General features: G+C 44.1%; 20 protein-coding genes. 14 read left to right on the top strand and 6 right to left on the bottom strand.

Annotated features, from left to right (window positions below):
- Positions 1-91: 91 nt before the first annotated feature.
- From AB4323_RS07765 to AB4323_RS07745, 5 genes are all read left to right on the top strand, one after another.
- Entirely contained in the window at positions 92-790 is a 699-nt protein-coding gene (locus AB4323_RS07765) for an ABC transporter permease (protein WP_017067174.1), read from the top strand.
- A 10-nt stretch (positions 791-800) separates the two neighbouring features.
- Positions 801-1520, top strand: a complete 720-nt coding sequence (locus tag AB4323_RS07760; protein ID WP_004733775.1) for an energy-coupling factor ABC transporter ATP-binding protein — start codon at positions 801-803, stop codon at positions 1518-1520.
- Positions 1498-2082 (top strand): molybdenum cofactor guanylyltransferase MobA, encoded by a 585-nt coding sequence (gene mobA, locus AB4323_RS07755; RefSeq protein ID WP_004733776.1) that lies wholly within the window; start codon positions 1498-1500, stop codon positions 2080-2082. Before AB4323_RS07760 ends, mobA begins: the two co-directional genes overlap by 23 nt.
- Positions 2082-3899, top strand: a complete 1818-nt coding sequence (locus AB4323_RS07750) for a bifunctional molybdopterin-guanine dinucleotide biosynthesis adaptor protein MobB/molybdopterin molybdotransferase MoeA (RefSeq protein WP_372152100.1) — start codon at positions 2082-2084, stop codon at positions 3897-3899. Before mobA ends, AB4323_RS07750 begins: the two co-directional genes overlap by 1 nt.
- Positions 3900-4180: 281 nt before the next feature.
- Positions 4181-4447: a DUF2960 family protein gene (locus AB4323_RS07745; RefSeq protein WP_004733780.1), complete on the top strand. Its 267-nt coding sequence runs from the start codon at positions 4181-4183 to the stop codon at positions 4445-4447.
- Positions 4448-4635: 188 nt separating this feature from the next.
- Here the strand turns inward: AB4323_RS07745 and nagK are convergent, their stop codons facing one another.
- A complete protein-coding gene (gene nagK / locus AB4323_RS07740; RefSeq protein WP_004733781.1) occupies positions 4636-5544 on the bottom strand; it encodes an N-acetylglucosamine kinase in 909 nt (302 codons plus the stop codon).
- 163 nt (positions 5545-5707) lie between these two features.
- The gene (locus AB4323_RS07735; RefSeq protein ID WP_017080483.1) at positions 5708-6454 is read right to left on the bottom strand and encodes a tRNA-uridine aminocarboxypropyltransferase; all 747 of its coding nucleotides are present in this window, start codon (positions 6452-6454) and stop codon (positions 5708-5710) included.
- 68 nt (positions 6455-6522) lie between these two features.
- On the opposite strand from AB4323_RS07735, the gene AB4323_RS07730 reads away from it, so the two are divergent.
- Complete coding sequence (locus AB4323_RS07730; protein WP_372135022.1) at positions 6523-7326, top strand: sterol desaturase family protein; 804 nt, start codon at positions 6523-6525, stop codon at positions 7324-7326.
- A 206-nt stretch (positions 7327-7532) separates the two neighbouring features.
- Here AB4323_RS07730 and AB4323_RS07725 read toward each other — a convergent pair whose 3' ends face one another.
- Entirely contained in the window at positions 7533-9578 is a 2046-nt protein-coding gene (locus tag AB4323_RS07725; protein WP_372102743.1) for a methyl-accepting chemotaxis protein, read from the bottom strand.
- A 104-nt stretch (positions 9579-9682) separates the two neighbouring features.
- Here AB4323_RS07725 and AB4323_RS07720 point away from each other — a divergent pair, with 104 nt between their 5' ends.
- On the top strand, positions 9683-10168 hold the full coding sequence (locus tag AB4323_RS07720) for a C40 family peptidase (protein WP_372135020.1): 486 nt from the start codon (positions 9683-9685) through the stop codon (positions 10166-10168).
- A 107-nt stretch (positions 10169-10275) separates the two neighbouring features.
- Here AB4323_RS07720 and AB4323_RS07715 read toward each other — a convergent pair whose 3' ends face one another.
- Entirely contained in the window at positions 10276-10620 is a 345-nt protein-coding gene (locus tag AB4323_RS07715; protein WP_010440912.1) for a DUF3802 family protein, read from the bottom strand.
- 585 nt (positions 10621-11205) lie between these two features.
- Between AB4323_RS07715 and AB4323_RS07710 the strand changes: the two genes are divergently transcribed.
- The gene (locus AB4323_RS07710; RefSeq protein ID WP_017059601.1) at positions 11206-12072 is read left to right on the top strand and encodes a fructosamine kinase family protein; all 867 of its coding nucleotides are present in this window, start codon (positions 11206-11208) and stop codon (positions 12070-12072) included.
- Between the two features lie 63 nt (positions 12073-12135).
- The gene (locus AB4323_RS07705; RefSeq protein WP_017059600.1) at positions 12136-12339 is read left to right on the top strand and encodes a CPXCG motif-containing cysteine-rich protein; all 204 of its coding nucleotides are present in this window, start codon (positions 12136-12138) and stop codon (positions 12337-12339) included.
- A 108-nt stretch (positions 12340-12447) separates the two neighbouring features.
- On the opposite strand, the gene AB4323_RS07700 is transcribed toward AB4323_RS07705, so the two are convergent.
- Complete coding sequence (locus tag AB4323_RS07700; RefSeq protein ID WP_017065861.1) at positions 12448-13056, bottom strand: riboflavin synthase; 609 nt, start codon at positions 13054-13056, stop codon at positions 12448-12450.
- 453 nt (positions 13057-13509) lie between these two features.
- On the opposite strand from AB4323_RS07700, the gene AB4323_RS07695 reads away from it, so the two are divergent.
- Entirely contained in the window at positions 13510-14880 is a 1371-nt protein-coding gene (locus AB4323_RS07695) for an MATE family efflux transporter (protein ID WP_372106279.1), read from the top strand.
- A 101-nt stretch (positions 14881-14981) separates the two neighbouring features.
- On the opposite strand, the gene AB4323_RS07690 is transcribed toward AB4323_RS07695, so the two are convergent.
- On the bottom strand, positions 14982-15824 hold the full coding sequence (locus tag AB4323_RS07690; protein WP_372106309.1) for a DNA ligase: 843 nt from the start codon (positions 15822-15824) through the stop codon (positions 14982-14984).
- 311 nt (positions 15825-16135) lie between these two features.
- Between AB4323_RS07690 and AB4323_RS07685 the strand changes: the two genes are divergently transcribed.
- From AB4323_RS07685 to AB4323_RS07670, 4 genes are all read left to right on the top strand, one after another.
- Entirely contained in the window at positions 16136-16465 is a 330-nt protein-coding gene (locus tag AB4323_RS07685; protein WP_102333326.1) for an STAS domain-containing protein, read from the top strand.
- A 62-nt stretch (positions 16466-16527) separates the two neighbouring features.
- Positions 16528-17364, top strand: coding sequence for an OmpA family protein (locus tag AB4323_RS07680; protein ID WP_102428867.1), 837 nt, complete (start codon positions 16528-16530; stop codon positions 17362-17364).
- Positions 17361-19460 (top strand): SLBB domain-containing protein, encoded by a 2100-nt coding sequence (locus tag AB4323_RS07675; protein WP_017067079.1) that lies wholly within the window; start codon positions 17361-17363, stop codon positions 19458-19460. Before AB4323_RS07680 ends, AB4323_RS07675 begins: the two co-directional genes overlap by 4 nt.
- Positions 19460-20149 (top strand): tyrosine-protein kinase family protein, encoded by a 690-nt coding sequence (locus AB4323_RS07670; RefSeq protein WP_017059593.1) that lies wholly within the window; start codon positions 19460-19462, stop codon positions 20147-20149. The genes AB4323_RS07675 and AB4323_RS07670 overlap by 1 nt, the downstream gene beginning before the upstream one ends.
- Positions 20150-20281: the final 132 nt, after the last annotated feature.

The following is a 20281-nucleotide window of genomic DNA, read 5'->3' as shown; positions in this document are numbered from 1 at the left end:
GGCCAATATAGGCTCAATAATATTGTGTCAGCTATGATTAACATCAGTCATTACCGATAAAGACCTATTATCGATTCACACGAGATACTTCATGACCCTATGGCAAACAACGATTGATGCAATGAACCTACTAGTGAGTTTTGACCACGAATTGTGGAAAATCGTCGCGGTATCCTTCAGCGTATCTTTGTCCGCCATCTCATTGGTGATTGTTCCTGCAATCCTTATGGCTTTCTTATTGGCTTATACCGAGTTCCCCGGGAAATGGGCTCTGCTTTCAGTGATCAACACCCTGCAAGCGATCCCTACTGTGGTTATCGGTTTGTTGATGTACATGATGCTTTCTCGCTCTGGCCCGTTAGGTGATTGGCAATTGCTGTTCACCCAAAAGGCGATGATTCTAGGTCAAATGGTGATCTGTTTCCCTATCCTAGTTGCGATGATGCATGGCGCTCTGCAGGCCAGTGACCGCCGTGCGGTAGAAACAGCGCGCACACTTGGCGTATCAACAACACGCGTGGCGTGTACCTTGATTTGGGAAACGCGTTTTCCTCTGTTGGCTGCAACCATTGCTGCCTTCTCTCGTATCGTGACAGAGGTAGGTTGTTCAATGATGGTAGGTGGCAACATTATGGGGATGACAAGAAACATCCCAACAGCTATTGCCATGGAAAGCCACAAAGGCGCATTTGCTCAAGGCGTCGCCCTCGGTATGGTGTTATTAGCATTGGCATTAGCCCTTAACTTTTTCCTTTCCAGTGTGAGAGGAAAAGGCTATTTAAGAACTTAGGAACGCTGTCATGAGTATAAAAATAACAACGCAGCAAATTTCAATGCGCTACAAAGAGCGTGTTTTGTTCCACATTCCCGAATTGTCGATCGGCCCCAACGATGCCATTTATCTCAAAGGAGATAATGGTGTGGGTAAAACGACCCTACTTAAAATATTGTCTGGATTGATTCAGCCCAGCTCTGGCCGCATTCAGTCTCCGACACAAAGCTGGCAGCAGATCTTATTCCCTAGGCTCAAGTTCAAAGACATTATCTACCTGCATCAAACCCCCTATCTTTTTGATGGCTCGGTGTACCAAAATGTCGCTTATGGCATTCGCTTTAACAAAGAGAGCCAAAAAGATAAGCGAGCTCAAATAATTAATGCATTGAGAATGGTAGGTTTAGAAACCCTGGCAGATGAGCATATTTCTGTGTTGTCTGGCGGTGAGCGTCAACGCGTAGCAATGGCTCGAGCTTGGATTCTTAAGCCTTCAATCTTGCTTATGGATGAACCAAGTGCTTCTTTAGACAAAGAATCTATTGAAAGATTGGTGATAATGGCCGAAGATCTTCTTCAAAGAGGCGCGAGTTTAGTCATCACCAGTCACCAAACTAACGCGTTAACCGATTTATGTAAGAAGCAGTGGTGGATCAAAGACAATACTTTGACCGAATCGCCGCTTCTGCAAGTTATTCAGAAAGATAAAGCACAAGAGAATATTTATGCTGCTTCCAACGCAAACTAGTTGGGTTATTTTGGCTGGCGGACAGGCCAGCCGCATGGGCGGAAAAGATAAAGGACTTGTTGAGCTCAACGGTTCTCCGCTTATTCAATACGTTATAAACAAGCTGTCACAGCAAGATGTCAGCATCACTATCAATGCCAACCGTAACTTAGACAGTTACCAAGCATTTGCTCCGGTTGTTTCCGATTCCTTCCCTGACTATCCAGGTCCATTGGGCGGCATTCATGCTGGCCTTAAAAACGCGAGTACAGACTGGGTCGGCTTTGTCCCTTGCGACAGCCCACAAATCAGTGACGACCTTGTTGAGCGTTTTTGTTCTGCAGTTAAAGAAGACAGCGACATTCTTGTCGCGCATGATGGCGAATTTAAGCAACCTGTATTCACCCTATTCCACAAACGTGTTCTACCAAAGTTAGAAGCGTTTTTGGAACGTGGTGATCGTAAAATCATCTTGCTATACAAAGAGTGTGTTACCGAATACGTTGATTTCAGCGATTCTCCTAACTGCTTTGTTAATCTCAACACGCCAGAAGAACTCACCCAATTCGGAACGCTTCAATAATGAAAGATTCTAAACAACGCCCTAACCTTCCTTTATTGGGCTTTGCTGCTTATAGCGGTACAGGCAAAACGACCGTACTTGAAGCCCTGCTTCCTCTGTTGACTGATGCGGGTTTAAAAGTTGGCGTGTTAAAACATGCTCACCACGATTTTGATGTCGATAAGCCGGGTAAAGACAGTTACCGCTTACGTAAAGCGGGCGCGAACCAAATGTTGATTGCTTCTCGTAATCGTCACGTGATGATGACAGAAACACCAGAAGCCGAAGCAGATTTTTATTACCTGCTGACTCGATTTGATACCAACACGCTTGATCTGATTTTGGTTGAAGGCTGTAAGAACATCGCCTTCCCTAAAATTGAACTGCACCGAGATGAAGTGGGCAAACCTTGGTTATATCCAAACGATAACAACATTATTGCTATCGCGGCAGGCAGCCAAGTTGAATCAGAGCTGCCACAAATGGCGATCAGCGACTTAGAAGCGATTCGTGATTTCATCATCGATTACGCGCAGTCCTTTGACCTTGTCTCTACAACAGGCAGAGCCGTGTCATGCTCATCTTCAAAAGACGCAGCGCCAGCTGTTTGTTGTGATTCGTTCTCTCCTGCAGGTTTAACCGTTACTCAAGGCCAACAAAAGATTGTTGATAGCATTGACGCACTCGATCTCACAGAGAGTGTTGAATTACTGCAAGGCTACGGCCGCGTGCTGGCTGAAGATGTGATTTCGCCAATCAACGTTCCTCAGAATACCAACTCTGCAATGGACGGTTATGCAATTCGTAGTGAAGATCTAGAATTGGACAGTTACAACATCGTTGCTGAAGTCATGGCGGGTCACAGCTACGAGCAAATCGTGCAACAAGGTGAAGCCGTTAAAATCATGACCGGCGCACCAATGCCAGAAGGCGTTGATGTTGTCGTGATGCGTGAACAAGCCGTCCAAGATGGCGATAAAGTTAGCTTCCCTGATGCTAAAATCTCGGTTGGACAAAATGTCCGTATGGCAGGTGAAGATTTAGAAATCGGCCAACCTGTCTTTACACGTGGCACACGCATTGAAGCGCCAGAAATGGGCATGATGGCGTCGTTAGGTTTTAGTACCTGCCCTGTTCTGCGTAAAGTGAAAGTGGGTGTGTTCTCTACGGGTGATGAAGTTCAAGCGCCGGGTCACGAGCAAAAACCAAACTCTATCTATGACTCAAATCGTTTTACTATTATCGGCATGCTTCAAAAGCTCGGCTGTGACATCGTCGATTACGGCATCATTGAAGATGATGAGCAGAAGATGATGGATGTGCTGCATTCTGCGTCGCTTGAAACCGATATGGTTTTGACTTCTGGTGGTGTGTCTGTTGGTGATGCGGATTACATCAAGCTTGCGTTAGATAAACTGGGTGAAATCAACTTCTGGCGTATCAACATGCGTCCAGGTCGCCCATTGGCTTACGGTAAGATTGAGAACAAGCCGTTCTTTGGTTTACCGGGTAACCCTGTTGCTGTGATGGTGTCGTTCATTAACTTTGTTGAGCCTGCGATCCGCAAGCTTCAAGGTCAAACGAACTGGACACCAGTAAAAGCAAATGCTGTAGCAACTGAACAACTGCGCTCACGCCAAGGCCGTACTGAATTTAGCCGTGGTGTGTTCTCGATGAATGAATCTGGCGTGCTTGAAGTGAAAACAACGGGCAAGCAAGGTTCAGGTATTCTGCGTTCAATGAGTGAAGCGAACTGCTTAATCGAAATCTCTCCAGCAGTTGATACTGTGAAAGTTGGCGAGACAGTGACGATCATTCCTCTGCAAGGTCGTGTTTGATTCAAAGCTCAAACACCTAAATTGACTTAGCTGCTTTTTAATTGACTTAGAAGCTCATTGCTAAGACATAGACGAAGCCCCTTCTATCGAGCTTTCGATGTTAAGGGGCTTTTTGTTCTTTTCGTTTCGTGAAAGACAACCTGTTCGTTGCCTAAAAGACAAATAGCTTAAATTACGCTAAACGTTAGAACGATAATCTTAAGATTTCTTATCATAACCTTGAGCCACGTACTGTTTTTATGTAGAGTGCGCGCAAAGTAATAATTCTATTGGAGAGCATCATGGCTCGTACCATTCTGTACACTTACAAAGACGAAGACAAAGAGTTACTGTTTTCGAAACAAGAACACCGCACGATCCAAGAAGCTGTAGCTGCAGCCGAAGGTATCGACATCACTGAGTACCTAAAAACTGAGCAACAGCTTGAGTTTATTTCTGATACTAAAGCGGTTCGTAACTACCAAGACAACTATTTCCGCAAGCTTGGCTTTACTAAGCTTACGTTGAAGCAAAAAGACAACCTTGGTGTTGGTAAAAAGAAGAAGTAAGCCCTCTGGCTTCTTTTTCTCGTTCTGTAGTTTCTTGCTTTTCGTTTGCACTTGAGAGCTAAGAAGTTAAGAGCTAAAGAAACGGAAACACCGAACAATAAAAAATGCCGCAACCTCTTTTGAGATTGCGGCATTTTTATTTATGCTTTTAACTATCTAACCTTAATTAGCTTAACGGTAAGTAATGATTACTTAATGTTAAGGAATGCTGCGCCACGAACGCCACCTGAATCACCGTGCTTCGCTTTGATGATCTTTGGACATTTCGCTACAGACAATAGGTATTTAGGAACACGCTTTGGCATCTCTTCGTAGATAAGTTCGAAGTTTGAAAGTCCACCACCTAGTGCTACAACATGCGGGTCAAGTGCAGTAAATAGGTTTGCGAAACAGATAGCCAATAGTTCCATGAAACGGTCAACGTGCTCAGCTGCTTTTGCTTCGCCTTCGTTGTACGCTTGGATGATTTCAATCGCTTTCTTTTTCTCACCGAAGTAGTGCTCATAAATCAGTTCAAAGCCGCGACCAGATAGGTAGCTGTCTAAACAACCTTTCTTGCCACAACCACAGCCTAGTAACGGTGCGTTGTCGCCAAGGTGGAACCATGCATCAATAGGAAGACGCATATGGCCGAGCTCGCCAGCAACGTGGTTACGTCCTGAAAATACTTTGCCATCAAAAACCAAACCACCACCAAAACCAGTACCTAGAATTAGGCCAGCTACTGATGGTTCATCTTTCAATTCATCATCCCACGCTTCAGACAGCGCAAAACAGTTCGCATCGTTCTCGATTTTAACACTACGACCAATCAGCGCTTCTAAGTCTTTGCGTAATGGCTTACCTGTTGAAGCCGGTACGTTAACAACAAGCATAGTGCCGTCGTCCGCATCTTCCATGCCTGGAAGACCAAGGCCAATTTTGCCTTCGCAAGAGAATTCGCTATCGTATTTTTTTACCAAACCGGCAATCGTATCAAGTAGCAGTTGATAATCTTCAGTAGGCGTTGGTACGCGTTCGGTTGCTACTCGCTCAAGTTTTTCATTGAACGCACCAAACTCAATTTTTGTGCCGCCAACATCAAAGCCGTAATACATGAAATCTCTCCAATTTTTCCCTAAATTCGGGCAAATAAAATTTTTAAATTAAACAACTAGGAAGCATTATCCATAACACTCCCCCTACAAACCGTGATAGATAACAAACTTATCTCGTGTTCGAATCTGTTTGAACAACAAGTCAGCACAAAGCGGTTAAAGGTTAGAGTGACGTCTCACTTTTAGTATGCTCTATGAAAGCATTCAGGCTTGGTTTGGTTGGATCGGACTTATAACGCGTCTTACTCAACATGTAGCTTTCACGAAATGCTTCAAACCATAGCTGTAAAGTCTTAGCGCCCTGTTCTTCACCGGCTTGTTTCAAAACTAAGCTCGCTACTTCGGCCGTTGATAGATGTTGTTCGTTGTCTGACTTACGCATCATGTATTGAGAAACCGATTCCGGCTCAATCGACAACACCGGTAAATCTTGCAGATACTCTGAGCGACGGAAGATACGTCGTGCTTCGCGCCAACTGCCATCAATGAAAATCAGCAATAGTGTTTTGTTTGGGTCACGCATTTGTGGCAGATCTTGAACTACGCGCGTTTTGTCGTCGGTATAGTCTTCAGGGAATACGATCACAGGTTGGTATTTGTCATCTTTGAGGACATCCAACATCTCTTGATTTGGCTCAGTGCGATGCCAAAGGTAGGCGTAACTGTCTTTAACCGTATCAACAATCAAACGGCCGGTATTACTTGGCTTTAAGATTTCGTTGTCTGACAAGATCAACATAGTCGCGACGTTCGTATCAACGTTAGGTTGATGCTCACAGATACAGCTGTCTTGTTTGATTTTGCAGAATTCACATCGCACGACTTTACACCCGCGCGCATTAAACGGTTTGGTAGCAATGGATAAACGATGTTGATATAAACGGTGAAAAGCGTGGATTCTCATGGACAATAACGATAACTCTAGAAAAGTGGCACGATTGTACTTACAGTGTCCTTAGAATGATAGAAGGAATTCCCATGCAAGACCCATCACTGCTTCGCCTTGTTTGTTTTATTGTCGTTTTTGGATTGTGTGCGCTTTGGGAATACCGTTTTCCGCGTAAAACACTGACTCAAAACAAGTGGTTTCGTTGGGGAAACAACTTTGCGCTGGTCGCTTTGAACAGCTTTCTATTAGCCACTCTGATTCCTATTGCAGCATTCCAAGCGGCGGTCATTGCGCAAGAAAACCAATGGGGTCTGTTCAATACCCTGTCACTTCCGAAAGAACTCACCATTCTGGTCTGCGTATTACTGTTAGATTGCGCCATTTACCTGCAGCACTTGGTGTTTCACCGTGTTCCTTGGTTGTGGAAGCTACATCGAGTTCACCATGCGGACCTAGATATTGATGTCACAACCGGAACGCGCTTTCACCCTATTGAGATGATTCTTTCAATGCTCATCAAAGTGAGTTTGGTGATCGCACTTGGTGTGCCTGTCATTGCGGTCGTGATATTTGAAATTGTTCTTAATGCGAGTGCGATGTTTAACCACAGTAATGCACGTCTTCCGCTATGGTTCGATAAACGATTGAGAAAAGTGGTTGTGACACCAGACATGCACCGCGTTCATCACTCAGTCATTGTTAAGGAAACGCACTCAAACTTTGGCTTCTTTTTATCAGTGTGGGACATCTGGTTTAAAACTTACCGCGCCCAACCCAAGCTTGGTCATGACAAGGTGCATATTGGTGTTCCCGAGATTCAAGATGGTAAAGAGCAACGGCTAGATTTAATGTTACGTCAGCCATTTGCACGATTCCCGACAACGAAAGATTAAGTTCGAATTCAGTTGAGTCTCAAGCTTATATTGAGACCAACCTTAGCTTAATACCAAAGTTATCTTAATCCGAAAACAAAACGCCCTTAGATTCTTGTGAGAACTTAAGGGCGCTTCTGTATCGATAGTCGTTATAAGCGTAGTTAATGATTAAGTACTGCTAGTGCTTAAACTCTTTCGCACACTAGCTTAACTATCACGCTCGTCTATTTCAGCACGTACTTATGAAGCATGGCTTGTTGGTGCCCTGCTATCTCTCCGACTTGCTCTGAACTCTCGATCATAGATTCAAGTTGCAGCTTAGTATTCTCGCCCTGCTCAGATACTCGAGTGATTGAATGGGTAACATCGACAGTTGCACGAGCTTGTTCTTCGGTAGCCACCATGATTTGCTCAACACGCCCTTTGATCTGGCTAACCGCAAATTCGATTTTCTCGAAGGCTTGTCTTACATCGCCACTGGTTTCCAGTGCATTGGCCATCTCACTTCTCGATTCCGTTACAGAAGCACGTGAGCGATCTGCTGCCGCTACTAGTTCGTTCATCATGCTACGAATATTGGTGGTTTGCTGGGATGTGCCGCTCGCCAATTTACGCACTTCGTCTGCAACTACCGCAAAACCTCGACCTTGTTCACCTGCTCGCGCCGCTTCTATCGCAGCGTTCAGTGCCAATAAGTTGGTGTTTTCAGCGATACCACTGATCATGTCGACCATTTCACGAATCTGTTTCACTCGACCATCCAAGTCAGCCATCGACTCTTCACTCATGCTAAGAGAGTGCTCAAGTGCTTGTAATCGTTGTTGGTTAAGGCCAACCACTTGGCTGCCATTCACTGACTCATCTTCTGCTATTTGAGCATCGTCGTTCGATGCGTTAGAGATACGAGCAATCTCACCAATCGATGCTTCCAGCTCAGTAATGGTGGTGATCATATTCTGAAGTGATTCGTTCTGCTCGTTCAAGCTCGAATTGGTTTGCTCTGCAGCGTCGTGGCTTACTTCTGCCGTTTGATAAAGCGTCTCACAGTTGCGCGTTACTAAACGAACCGAATCTGCGGTTGAATCAACGACCGTATTGAGTTTTGAAGTAATAACTTGCAGCTCTAGCGGCCCCAGTAATTCACTCTGTTTAGAGAAGTCATGATCTGCCAGTGAACTCAACTGTTGAGTTATGTTTTTAAGCCCTTTATTCATCCAACGGCGTAACACGAACCATGAAATCACAATGATTACGGCAATCACTAGCCCGCTGATAAACAACACACGATCAATATTGGTGATGGTTTGATTTACAACCAGTTCACTTTCATCAATCAGGTGGGAAGCGGTGGAAGACAGCTGATTCAATGTGCTAATGACGGTGTTCGCTAAGTTAATGACTTGCGTTAAGTTTTGCTCTTGCTGCTGAACCAGTTCGAGTTTCAAGAGGATCTGTTTGATCACGCCTTCTTCGGTAAAGCCTTCTTTCACCATCTCGTAAGGCGCCGTCAAGCTCGCGAACTCAACGATGTCTGGATGCCAATCGGCAAAATCGCTGTAAGCCAAGTTAAGGCCTGCGATTCGGTTTCTCAATTGACGGTATTCGTCTTGTGCTTTATCAATGTCAGGTTGCATCATCAACATCAAGAAGGTGTTCGCCATAGCAGACGCACTGGATGTGAATCGGTTCGCTGCATCGCTCGCTTCTGGGTTGTCTTCAACCAAGAATGAGCTGATTCGATTCATTTCTGGTCCGATAGATCCAACGCCATAACGGAACTCGCCCATTTTACTGTCGATCAGATTTTGCTTACTTTGAATTTCGATCTGTGCCAGCAGTACCGTGTTGGTCATGGTTTGCAGTTGCGCCATGTCATCGACAAGGTTTTGTTGTTGCTCTAAAGAGATTGCATCAGGAAAAGATTGGGAGATAAAAAGGAGTTCCTCTAGCGTGGTATTGCTCTCTGTAGCGAGTTGGTCAATTGAGCCCCTTGTGGCATTCAGTGTATCTAAGTCGGTTGATTGGGTGCTGTAAGTGAGAAGTTTTACTTGTTCTAATACGCTTTGCGTTAATTCGGCGTTATGTAGAGCAAGGGGTAATGCTTGTTCCGAGAGTGCATCAAAATGTCCCCCGACCCGTTCAACGCCCCGAATGCTAACCATTGATAAAAAAGTAACAAGTAAAAGAATGGAAATAAATACAGCAGTGACGGTTTGAATGAGCGAGAATGTATAACGTGAGGGTTTTATTGATAAATTTGTGTCGGGCATGTGAAATCCAGTTTGACTACGAAAAGAGATATCCTTAAGTTAGGTCGTATACTAGAAGTCCTTGATGACGTTTTTATTTCAGTTTTTTGTCAGAAGAGTTACATATGAAAATCAGAAAAATGGCTGTAGTTACAATAACTTTAGCAACATTGGCTGCTTGTAGCTCGTCACCTTCGCCTTCTCAGCTTAGTCAAACCGCACAGAAACCCCTATCAAAGTCAGAACAATTGACTACAAACGCTTATATGAGCGTGTATGAACAGTGGAAAGGCGTGCCATACCATTTCGGTGGGACCTCATTTCGAGGTATAGATTGCTCTGCTTTTGTTCAAATCGCCGTGCAAAATGCGACTCAACAAGCTCTACCAAGAACCACAAAAGACCAGAGTAAAAAGGGAAAAGAAATTGCGTATGGGCAGGCAACAAGCGGTGACTTGGTGTTTTTCAAGACTTCGATGACGGTGCGACATGTAGGCATTTATTTAGGAAACAACCAATTTCTACATGCCTCGACATCGAAAGGTGTCATTATTTCTAGGTTAGATAACCCTTACTGGGCATCCAAGTTTTGGCACTTTAGGCGTTTATAGCGGTTCGAAAGATAAACCGCTGAGCGAGGTAACTCTAGAAAGATACGACTTAAACGCCCGTTGTTATTATGCTGATTAATTACGACGATAAATGAGCAAACAAACCGTTAATCGTATTTAGCAACAGCAGTATCAAACAGGTTCTTCACTAACGCGATGTACTCATCGAGGAATACAATTTGTTCGTTAGTCGCTTTCTTAGCCCACACACCCGCTAATACTTCACCAAGATCCGCTACTACGGCATCTGCTTCTTTCAAAAGTTGAAAACGAACGCTCGAATGCAACTCTGGGTTTTGCTCGAAAATAGCCATGATGTTTGTTGAAATCATGTCGGTAACAATGTCTTCGACACTTTCGTTTCCAGTATCACCATTACTATTGGTAAACACATCAAGGTTGAATGATAGGTGCTCGATTAAAGCCAAATAGCCATCGGTTTCTACAACCACAATAATTCTCCGTTTTAAGCTCTAGAGCAGATTAATACGTACTTGCCTAATACTATGTAAATGAAGCTATTTGTCATCACTTTATTGCCCAAAACCACATTTAAATGATCCTAGTTAGTATTTCAGCTTAAAATTAAATCGATATAGCTTTATGTGGTATACCTGCCTACTTACGACATAAGTAAATTCACGCTAAAGAAGTGTAAGACAAACTTTGAAGCAAAGTATTGCGCCAGTTAACAATAGCCCTTTCAACTTACTCTAAAAGCTCATTTGATTTAGTCGCTAGACAATAACAAGCTCAAACCTCTTTTCCAGTTTGTGGCGTTCAAAACCGTTTCGATTGTGAGACCAGTTCCAAACTATTTCATCACGTCAGGTTTTCAATTTATGTTTGTATTTCAAAGAGCTTGAATCAGTTCGAGTTCACAATTCGGCCAATTGATTCTACGTAAGATGAAGAAGAGCTAAGAACATTGACGAGTGCGTCTATAAATTGTTCAGATTTATCCTAAACTATTGCTATTAAACAAACAGTATTTCTAACCTTCAATCTTTTTAACTTTCAGTCTTTGAGGATTTCCTATGTGGCAGGCCATTTCTCAACAACTTTCAGATACTCTTCTATTTAACTTTCAGATTACTGAACGTACCAAGGTTTCTGGTGGCGACATTAACGATTGCTATATGATCAGCGATGGTAATGAGCGTTACTTTGTGAAAGTGAATCAGCGAGAATTTTTACCTAAGTTTGAAATTGAAGCTGAGAACTTACGCTTGTTAAGAGAAACCTCCACTGTTTACGTTCCTGAGTTGGTGCTTATTGGCAAAACCAAAGAGTGCTCGTTCATTATTCTGAATTACTTGCCGACCAAACCGCTCGAGACGGGCAACAATAGCTTCGATTTCGGCGTTCAGCTTGCGCGGCTTCATCAATGGGGCGAGCAAAAAGAGTTTGGTTGCGACCAAGACAACTATATCGGCAGCACACTTCAACCCAACCCTTGGCATAAGAAATGGGGTCGCTTTTTCTCTGAGCAACGCATTGGTTTCCAACTGCAACTGCTCAAAGAGAAAGGCATCGAGTTTGGTGATATCGATGACATCGTTGATGTGGTGAATATGCGTCTTGCTGGCCACAACCCTCGCCCTTCTTTGCTTCATGGGGATCTTTGGAATGGCAATGTAGCAAATTCAGCCTTTGGGCCAATCTGTTACGACCCGGCTTGTTACTGGGGGGACCATGAATGCGATTTGGCATTAACGGAATTGTTTGAAGGTTTCCCTAAAGAGTTTTATGAAGGTTACCAGAGCGTCAATCCACTCGACGTTGGCTATACTGATCGGAAAGACATTTACAACTTGTACCATCTTCTTAACCACTGCAATCAATTTGGCGGCGAATATTTAGCACACACTGAAGCATGCATTCAGAAGATACAGGCCGTTTAATACCAATTACAGCTGTTTATAACCGAATACGATTGGTATCAGTTACTGTGAGGAGAATTTGCCATGCATAAATACACAGAGAAACATGTCTCCTGTCCGCATTGTGGGCACGGTATTAACATCACGCTTGATGCATCTAATGGTAGCCAAGACTTCTATGATGATTGTCCAGCGTGTTGCAATGCCATTCATTTGGATATGCAGGTTGACGAAGTAAGAGACAGAATCAACCTTTCGATTGATGCCGATGATGAACAAGTATTCTGACAATCAGTTTCTCGTTTAAACCATGATCAAAAAAGAGCACCTCACGTGCTCTTTTTTAATTTGGTCATCGGTGTGATTTTATTGCCACCGATTAAATGCGCTTAGTGGCTATTTCTGGTTCGCTAATACACGCTCGACAGTATCAACAATCGCTTGTGTTTGAGGATCAAACTCAATGTTTACTTGGTCGCCTACTTCACGGCCGCCAAACAGAGTACGATTCAGTGTTTCTGGGATCAGGTGAACAGAGAAACGGTTCTCTTCCACTTCACCAATCGTCAATGAACAACCATCAACGCCGATGTAACCCTTACTCAACACATACTTCATTGATTCTTGAGGCAGCTCAAACCAAAGCGTACGGTTGTTTTCTGTTTTAATCACATCGACTAGGTTAGCCATCAGAGTAATGTGGCCAGACATGCTATGCCCGCCAATTTCGTCACCAAACTTTGCTGCACGCTCAACATTCACTTTGTCACCAACATTCAGTTGGCCTAAGTTCGTCAATCGCAATGTCGCTTGCATTAAATCAAAAGCAATCTGGTTACCTGAAATTTCCGTTACCGTTAAGCAACAACCGTTATGAGCTACTGAAGCACCAATGGCTAATCCTTCAACCATTTCATCGCTTAGCTCAATGGTATGAGTTTGAAACGACTCTTTTTTGTTGATAGCAACCAGTGTTGCCATGCCTTGAACGATACCTGTAAACATAAGATTCCTATTTAGTATTCTAGGGCGTGTTGACCTTTCGCGGTTAAATTTTGTTCGGATGGGGACGCCTAGTCAAAAACGTTTTAATCGCGGCGAGGGGGAAGTAGCCTAGCATCCTAAGCAAATCTCCCTCAACAAAGAGTAAAACGCTTTTTGCGGGGGCGCCCAGCTCGAACCCTTCGGGCAGCGTTTGCTGGTCATTTTTACTACGTTATCGGCTTCTCATGTAGGCTAGCTACACATCAAAGCCTCTGCCTTGTATAAAGGCCCAGCAACTCGCTGCAAAAATCAGCTCGAAAGATCAACACGCCCTAATAACAGTTTTTCATAGCAGTTATTGTGACATTTCTTTATGATTCGTCCAGTGGAAGCTTAAGATCATTGTCTCTGATTCCTTCAGAATGTCCTTTCCTACACTATTATTCTAATTTTCCCTCTTATTTGGAGTTGTTTGTGCATCGTTACAAAGAAGAATCCTCGAATCTAATCAAACTTGCGACCCCAGTATTGATCGCATCCGTTGCACAAACTGGAATGGGTTTTGTTGATACCGTAATGGCCGGTGGCGTAAGTGCTATCGATATGGCGGCGGTTTCGATTGCAGCAAGTATCTGGCTACCATCAATCCTATTTGGTGTTGGTCTATTGATGGCGTTGGTTCCTGTCGTTGCACAACTGAATGGTTCTGGTCGACAAGTAAAAATTCCATTCGAAATTCAACAAGGCGCATTTTTAGCGCTCGTCATCTCCCTTCCAATCATTGGTGTGCTTTTTCAAACACAATTGATATTGGAGTGGATGGACATTGAACAACTCATGGCGGAAAAGACCATCGGCTATATGAATGCGGTGATGTTTGCTGTACCTGCGTTTTTGTTGTTCCAAACATTGCGAAGCTTTACCGATGGTATGTCTTTAACCAAGCCTGCGATGGTGATTGGTTTTATTGGCTTGCTATTAAACATCCCGCTGAACTGGATGTTCGTATACGGAAAACTTGGTGCTCCTGCTCTGGGTGGTGTTGGCTGTGGCGTTGCAACGGCTATCGTATATTGGGTGATGTTTACACTACTGTTCGCTTACGTTTTAACATCAAAGCGTTTGGCGAAAATCAACATCTTCGGTACGTTCCATAAACCGCAACTTAAAGCTCAAATTCGTCTGTTTAGACTTGGTTTCCCTGTGGCGGCCGCTATCTTCTTCGAGGTAACTCTGTTTGCGGTGGTTTCTCTGTTAGTTGCACCATTGGGTTCATTGATTGTTGCCGCGCACCAAGTCGCGATCAACTTCTCTTCGCTGGTCTTCATGATTCCAATGAGTATCGGTGCAGCCGTGAGTATTCGTGTTGGGCATAAGTTGGGCGAAAACAACACCGAAGGCGCTAAGATCGCGACACACGTAGGTATCATTGTTGGTTTAGTGACAGCCTTAATGACAGCGGCGTTAACTGTCCTGTTCAGAGAACAGGTTGCATTACTTTACACAGAGAACACTGCGGTAATTACCGTTGCAATGCAGTTGCTGTTGTTCGCGGCGGTTTATCAATGTACTGACGCCATCCAAGTTATCGCTGCGGGTGCTCTGCGTGGCTACAAAGACATGCGTTCAATCTTCAACATCACCTTTGTGGCTTACTGGTTGCTTGGTCTTCCTATCGGTTACATCTTGGGTATGAAAGATTGGATTGTTGACCCTATGGGTGCGCACGGCTTCTGGATTGGTTTCATCGTCGGTCTAACGTCAGCCGCGATTATGCTGGGTATGCGTCTACACTGGATGCACAAGCAGGACGATGACGTTCAGTTAGAATTTAGTTCTCGCTAGATTCGTACTCGCTAAGTCGGTCTATCTGATTTCGAATAAAAAAAAGAGCTCTGATTTTCAGGGCTCTTTTTCGTTTAATGGTCAGGTAGATCGTATCTGCCTTAATATTCACTCTTCTCTCGAACAAAGCGCGCAAACTTGGGTTTTCCGTTTTGAGTAAAACCATTGTAGCGAAAGGTAATACGGCTGCCGATCTCTGGCGGTACAAGTCTCATTTGGTCAGTGAACCCGCTACCTATATAAAATTCCACACCCTCTTCTGTGTGAACCAAGATTGAACCCATCATCCCTTTATACTTCCCTGTCCCACCCTTGTAGCCAATAACTGTGGCTTCGGCATCATGATGCCTTTTCAGTTTTAACAAATCATTACTTCGGCCTGCTTGATAACGACTGGTGATTTTTCTAAGCATCAAACCTTCGCCATTACGCTCATCGACATTATCAAGTTGATGAAACAAAGCCTCTTCACTGTGAATTGGTACATGTTCTATGTAGCTGACATGAGATTCTCCAATCACGCTTACCCAATGCAAAATGTTGTAATAGCGCTTTTGATAATCTCCCGCAGCGCCGGGCATATCAAACAGCATGAAATCGATTTGGCGCCATGCTGTGTCACTCGGCGTATGGTCGAGAACGGTAGATTGAACAAGGTGGAACTTGCCCCTTCCTGCCCACAACTCTCCTTCGAGATGGACCTTAGGCAAGTTTTCAGTAAACCACTTGGGTGAGTAAATGCGATTACCATTGCGTGTATAAAGATGTTGTCCGTCCCAAAGAGCCCGAATCCCATCAAGCTTTTCACTCTTCCAGTATTCAGAAACATCAATGCCTTGTTGGTATGTATTGGCCAGTACCAAATGGTCGGGAGGTAAATAGGATGAATGAGAAGAGAGCGAACACGCCCATAGAGTTGCTATCGCCAATTTAGTTAATCTCATCATCTGCTCCGTATTGATATCTGTAGTGGTCAACAAACGCCTTTAATCCTAAGCGTTCTGACACGTAGGTAGACAACCTTTGCTAGAAGATGCGATCCACTCATCAACCTTATCTAACCTTTTCATTTATTCATTAAATTAATGACCTATAACTCTCATATATTCCGCCGTTTTTAGTTCTCATATTGAGAAACGTCTTTTCTCAATTTGAGATAGGAATTCGTACTAAACATAACTTATTGAAAAATAACAACATAAAAGTTGGCACATTCAGTGCAGTTGTCCATACATACTTAAAAGGAGATATCGCTATGGAACTACGTAAGATTGATTTAAACACAACGACACTGATACTTTCTATTTTCGGTGATCTGGATGCAGCAGGCAGTCGTGATGCACAAACCGACATCGATGATGTGATTTCTAACGATGGCCACCCTGAAATCGAAGTTGATTTTAGCCAAGTTGAGTTTTTAGATTCATCTGGGGTTGGCGCAATTGTTTATATGTTCAAACGTCTGACTGAACGCGAGCGCAATATGCGACTTGAAAATGTGACGGGGCAACCGCTTGAAATTATGAGCTTGCTGCGTATTGGCCACGCTATCCCAGTAAATTCAAAAAATCCTGCAAATTCATGAAGACCCACTAAGCTAGAAGTAACAAAAAATAATAAGAAAAATTAGAAACATAGGACGTTGGCATGAAAACACTGAAAAACTACATAGCCCTTTCTCTGTCCGCTCTCGTTCTGGGTGGCTGTACTAGCTATCCTGAACAAGGCACAGGGGGTTTGGCTGAAAGTTACGATTCTATTAACTATCAAAACTCAGACTTCTCTCCTGTCATGCCAGACGAGCCTCTTGGTCCAGAACATGGATTACGCTTTGATTGGCAGCTCGCTAAATTGCACCTTGATGCTTTGATCCAAGAAGGTGCTCGTTGGTGTTTCCCAGCTGCTGTTGTTCAAGCAATCGAAAAGCAAAATCGTATTGCTCGTGAACTTCAAGGCGGTCTACTACTGGATGCAGCCAACGACTTAGTGATCCAAAGAAAACGCCTAAATGAACTTGAGGTCCAACTGGATTACGTAACTTCACAAGCCCGCTGTGAGCCACCAAAAAATGAAAATCAATTTAGAATGCAACTGTCGGTTATTGAACAGTTGTATGACCTGCTTAATGTTGACAACCAATTTGCGGAAAACTCGACTGAAGTAAATCCTAAATATATGGGAAGACTGGCCGAGGCGACCACTTTACTTAAAGAACACAAATCCCTAGACCTTGTTGTTACCGGCCATGCTGATGCAACGGGTGCCGAAGAATACAACGACAAGTTAGCACTTGGACGAGCGAAACAAGTCGAACGCTACCTGACTATTTTTGGACTAGGCGCTCAACGAATCAAAGCCGTCTCTGTTGGCGAAACCGTCCCTCTTTTTGAAGGTGAATCCGACGGCACGCGTTTAACGAACCGCCGAGTAAGTATTGAAATTGTCTCGCCTAAGAATGCCGAGAAAATGGGAGGTGGATTATGAAATCCTTGATCGCTTTTATCATCACCCTATCGTTATGCTTTGCGAATGTCGTCAATGCTAACGACGAGTTTTCAGATGCAGTTCAAGTCGGTGATCTAATCCAAGTTAACGTACCCGGTGAAAGTACCTTAAACACGGGGTTCCAAGTGGATAAGCGTGGCCGTATTACTCTTCCAGAAGTAGGCGCTGTGTTTGTTGCGGGTTACGACAGCGAACAGCTTAACAAAGTCGTTCTAGAGTCGCTGGCAACCGCTTACAAAGATCTTTCGAACGCTTCAGTGTATGTAAAAGAGCAGCAAATCATCATCTACGTGCAAGGTTATGTAGAACAGCCTGGCGAATACACGCTCTCATTAGGTTCTAGCATCCAAATGGCACTTTACGCTGCGGGTGGTTTACGCCCGGGCGCGCAACTGGATAAGCTGATTCTTAAGCGAGGCGCAGATAAGAAAGAGTTTAACTACAAACGATTCCTTGATTCAGGAGACGAGTCAGCATTACCTACTCTTCAATCACTGGATTCACTATTCGTTCCAGCTTCTCCATTAGTCGGTAACATCGAGCAAGAGTTTGACGCAGCAAAGCTTGCTAACTCAGGTGACAGTGCTGATTCTCGTAACTCCATCAAAGTGTTTGGTGAGGTGAACGCGCCGGGTTCGTTCACTTACAAAGAGAACACCGACCTTGTCGACGTACTTATGCGTTCGGGCGGCGTAACTCGTTATGCCAGTGTTGAGCAAATCCGAGTGATTTCGAACAACACCCCAACGCTATTCAACCTAAAACGTTACTTAGATTCTGGTGACGAAAGTCTGCTTCCAATTTTACGCCCGGGTGCGACCATTTTCGTTCCCAAGCAAGAAGAAGAGATCAAATCCGGCGCCAACATGGTTTACGTAATGGGCGAAGTCGCAGCCCCTGGTGCTTTTGAAGGCAAAAGAGACGCGACCTTTATGGATATCTTGGCGAATGCGGGCGGCCCAACTCGATTTGCAGAGTCACGACAAATCCGTGTTATCAAAGCAGATGGCAGAGTGCTTAAATTCGATTTAGCGGCTTACACTGAAGGCTTACCTAACTCTAACCCTCCTAGCATCAAAGCTGGTGACGCGATTTTCGTTCCCGAGAAAACCGACATGAACGAGAAGTCTTGGTTGAAAATCACGCCAGACAGAGCAGTTAACGTGATTGGTGAGGTGAATCGACCTGGTCGTATTGAATGGTCAGATGAAATGAATTTCATGGGATTATTGGCACACGTCGGTGGCCCTACGCTACGCGCTGACACATCGAAAATCGAAGTTGTTACTGGTAGAAAGCTAGTTGTGTTTAACCTTGATGATTTTATTCGAAATGGTGCGCCACGTGACCAAATGCCACAAATTCGAGCGGGCTCTATCGTGCGTGTTCACGACTTGCCACAAGACCCTTCAGACAATAAATCACAATGGGTTCGTCAAAGCTCTGATGCTTCGATCTACATTTTTGGACAAGTGAATGCGCCTGGTCGTTACCGCTTCACCAAAGACATGCACTTCCTTGATATCTTGTCTGCGGCTGACGGTCCAACAAAGGATGCCGACATCCACAACGTTCGAGTAACGCATCGTGACAAAACCTATTCGCAAGTAAGCAAACTTAACTTATCACTGTACTTCGAAACCGGTGACGAATCGTTACTGCCAAACGTAACCACTGGCGACACGATTTACATCCCAGAGAAAGGCAAAAACTGGTTAGATACACCGAAAGAAGAAACCGTTCGTGTGCTTGGTGCGATTAACAATCCGGGGCGTTATGTGTTCAACGACAACATGACCATTCTAGATATTCTGGCAGAAGCAGCAGGACCTACCGACAATGCTTATGTAGAAAAAATTACCATCGTCAATATGTCTTGCTGCCAAGGTCAGGCTCGTACTTTTGACCTTGTTGAATTCAGCAAAACGGCGAACATTTACAACTTGCCGGTGCTACGCGCTGGTGACACGATTTACATCCCAGACCGTCGCGAAAGCTTTATTGAAAAAGCACGCGTCGGACTTGATGACATACTGCGTATCACCACCACCATCGTATTAATAGGAGCTTTATAATGACAATTTCAGCGACCCATGCCGAAGTCGAGCAACTGTATTTAGCTTCTGAACTTAACGGCCAAAAATCAATATGCGTCACCGCCTGCCATTCAGGTGACGGCGTAACATCTATTGCAACCGCATTAGCCGAGCGTTTTCTTCTTGCGGGTCATTCAACACTTTATGTTGATCTCAACTTATTCAACCCTGCTTTCAAAGATTTGAATATGCTAGAAGATAATCAGCAAGGTCAATTGATTGAACATGTTGAATCTCAGCGTACGTTTATCGGTGTACCTGCTCCACAAGTTGCTTCAACGCAATTGGCTTATAAAGATCCGACAACGTTACAAAACGTGGTCAACAAATGGTTAGAGAAATACGACAGAGTCATCATTGATACCTCACCGCTTCTCAACATAAACAAAGGCAACATTCCGGCTCAGTCTGTGGCGAGTGCTTGTGACAGCACATTGATGGTTGTCGCCTATGGTGAAACGTCGAGTCACCACCTAGAACAAGCGAAAAAGCTGCTTGATGCACAAAGTATCAACCTAATGGGCTGCGTGATGAACATGAAACAAAAGCCTAGCTTTGCACAAGAGATGGTCAGACAAATCAATCGAATGAAATTCATCCCCGCTAAGCTTCGCGATAGCTTGGCAAACAAGCTGTATCAAAATGAGTTTTTGAACCTTCCGATGTAACTTTCTTTTGCTACTTTCTGGCTGTCATTAAACCATGACAGCCACCTATCCTATTAGACTTCAAGCTCCAAAAGCTCTGAATAACTCAAAACCAAATTGGGTATTTTTGGCGAAGTTATTCTTAAAAATAAG

This window comes from Vibrio sp. 10N.261.52.C11 (assembly GCF_041471405.1).
GTDB lineage: Bacteria > Pseudomonadota > Gammaproteobacteria > Enterobacterales > Vibrionaceae > Vibrio > Vibrio crassostreae_C.
Note: the sequence above shows the minus strand (reverse complement) of the source record. Positions and strands in the feature narration are given on the sequence as shown.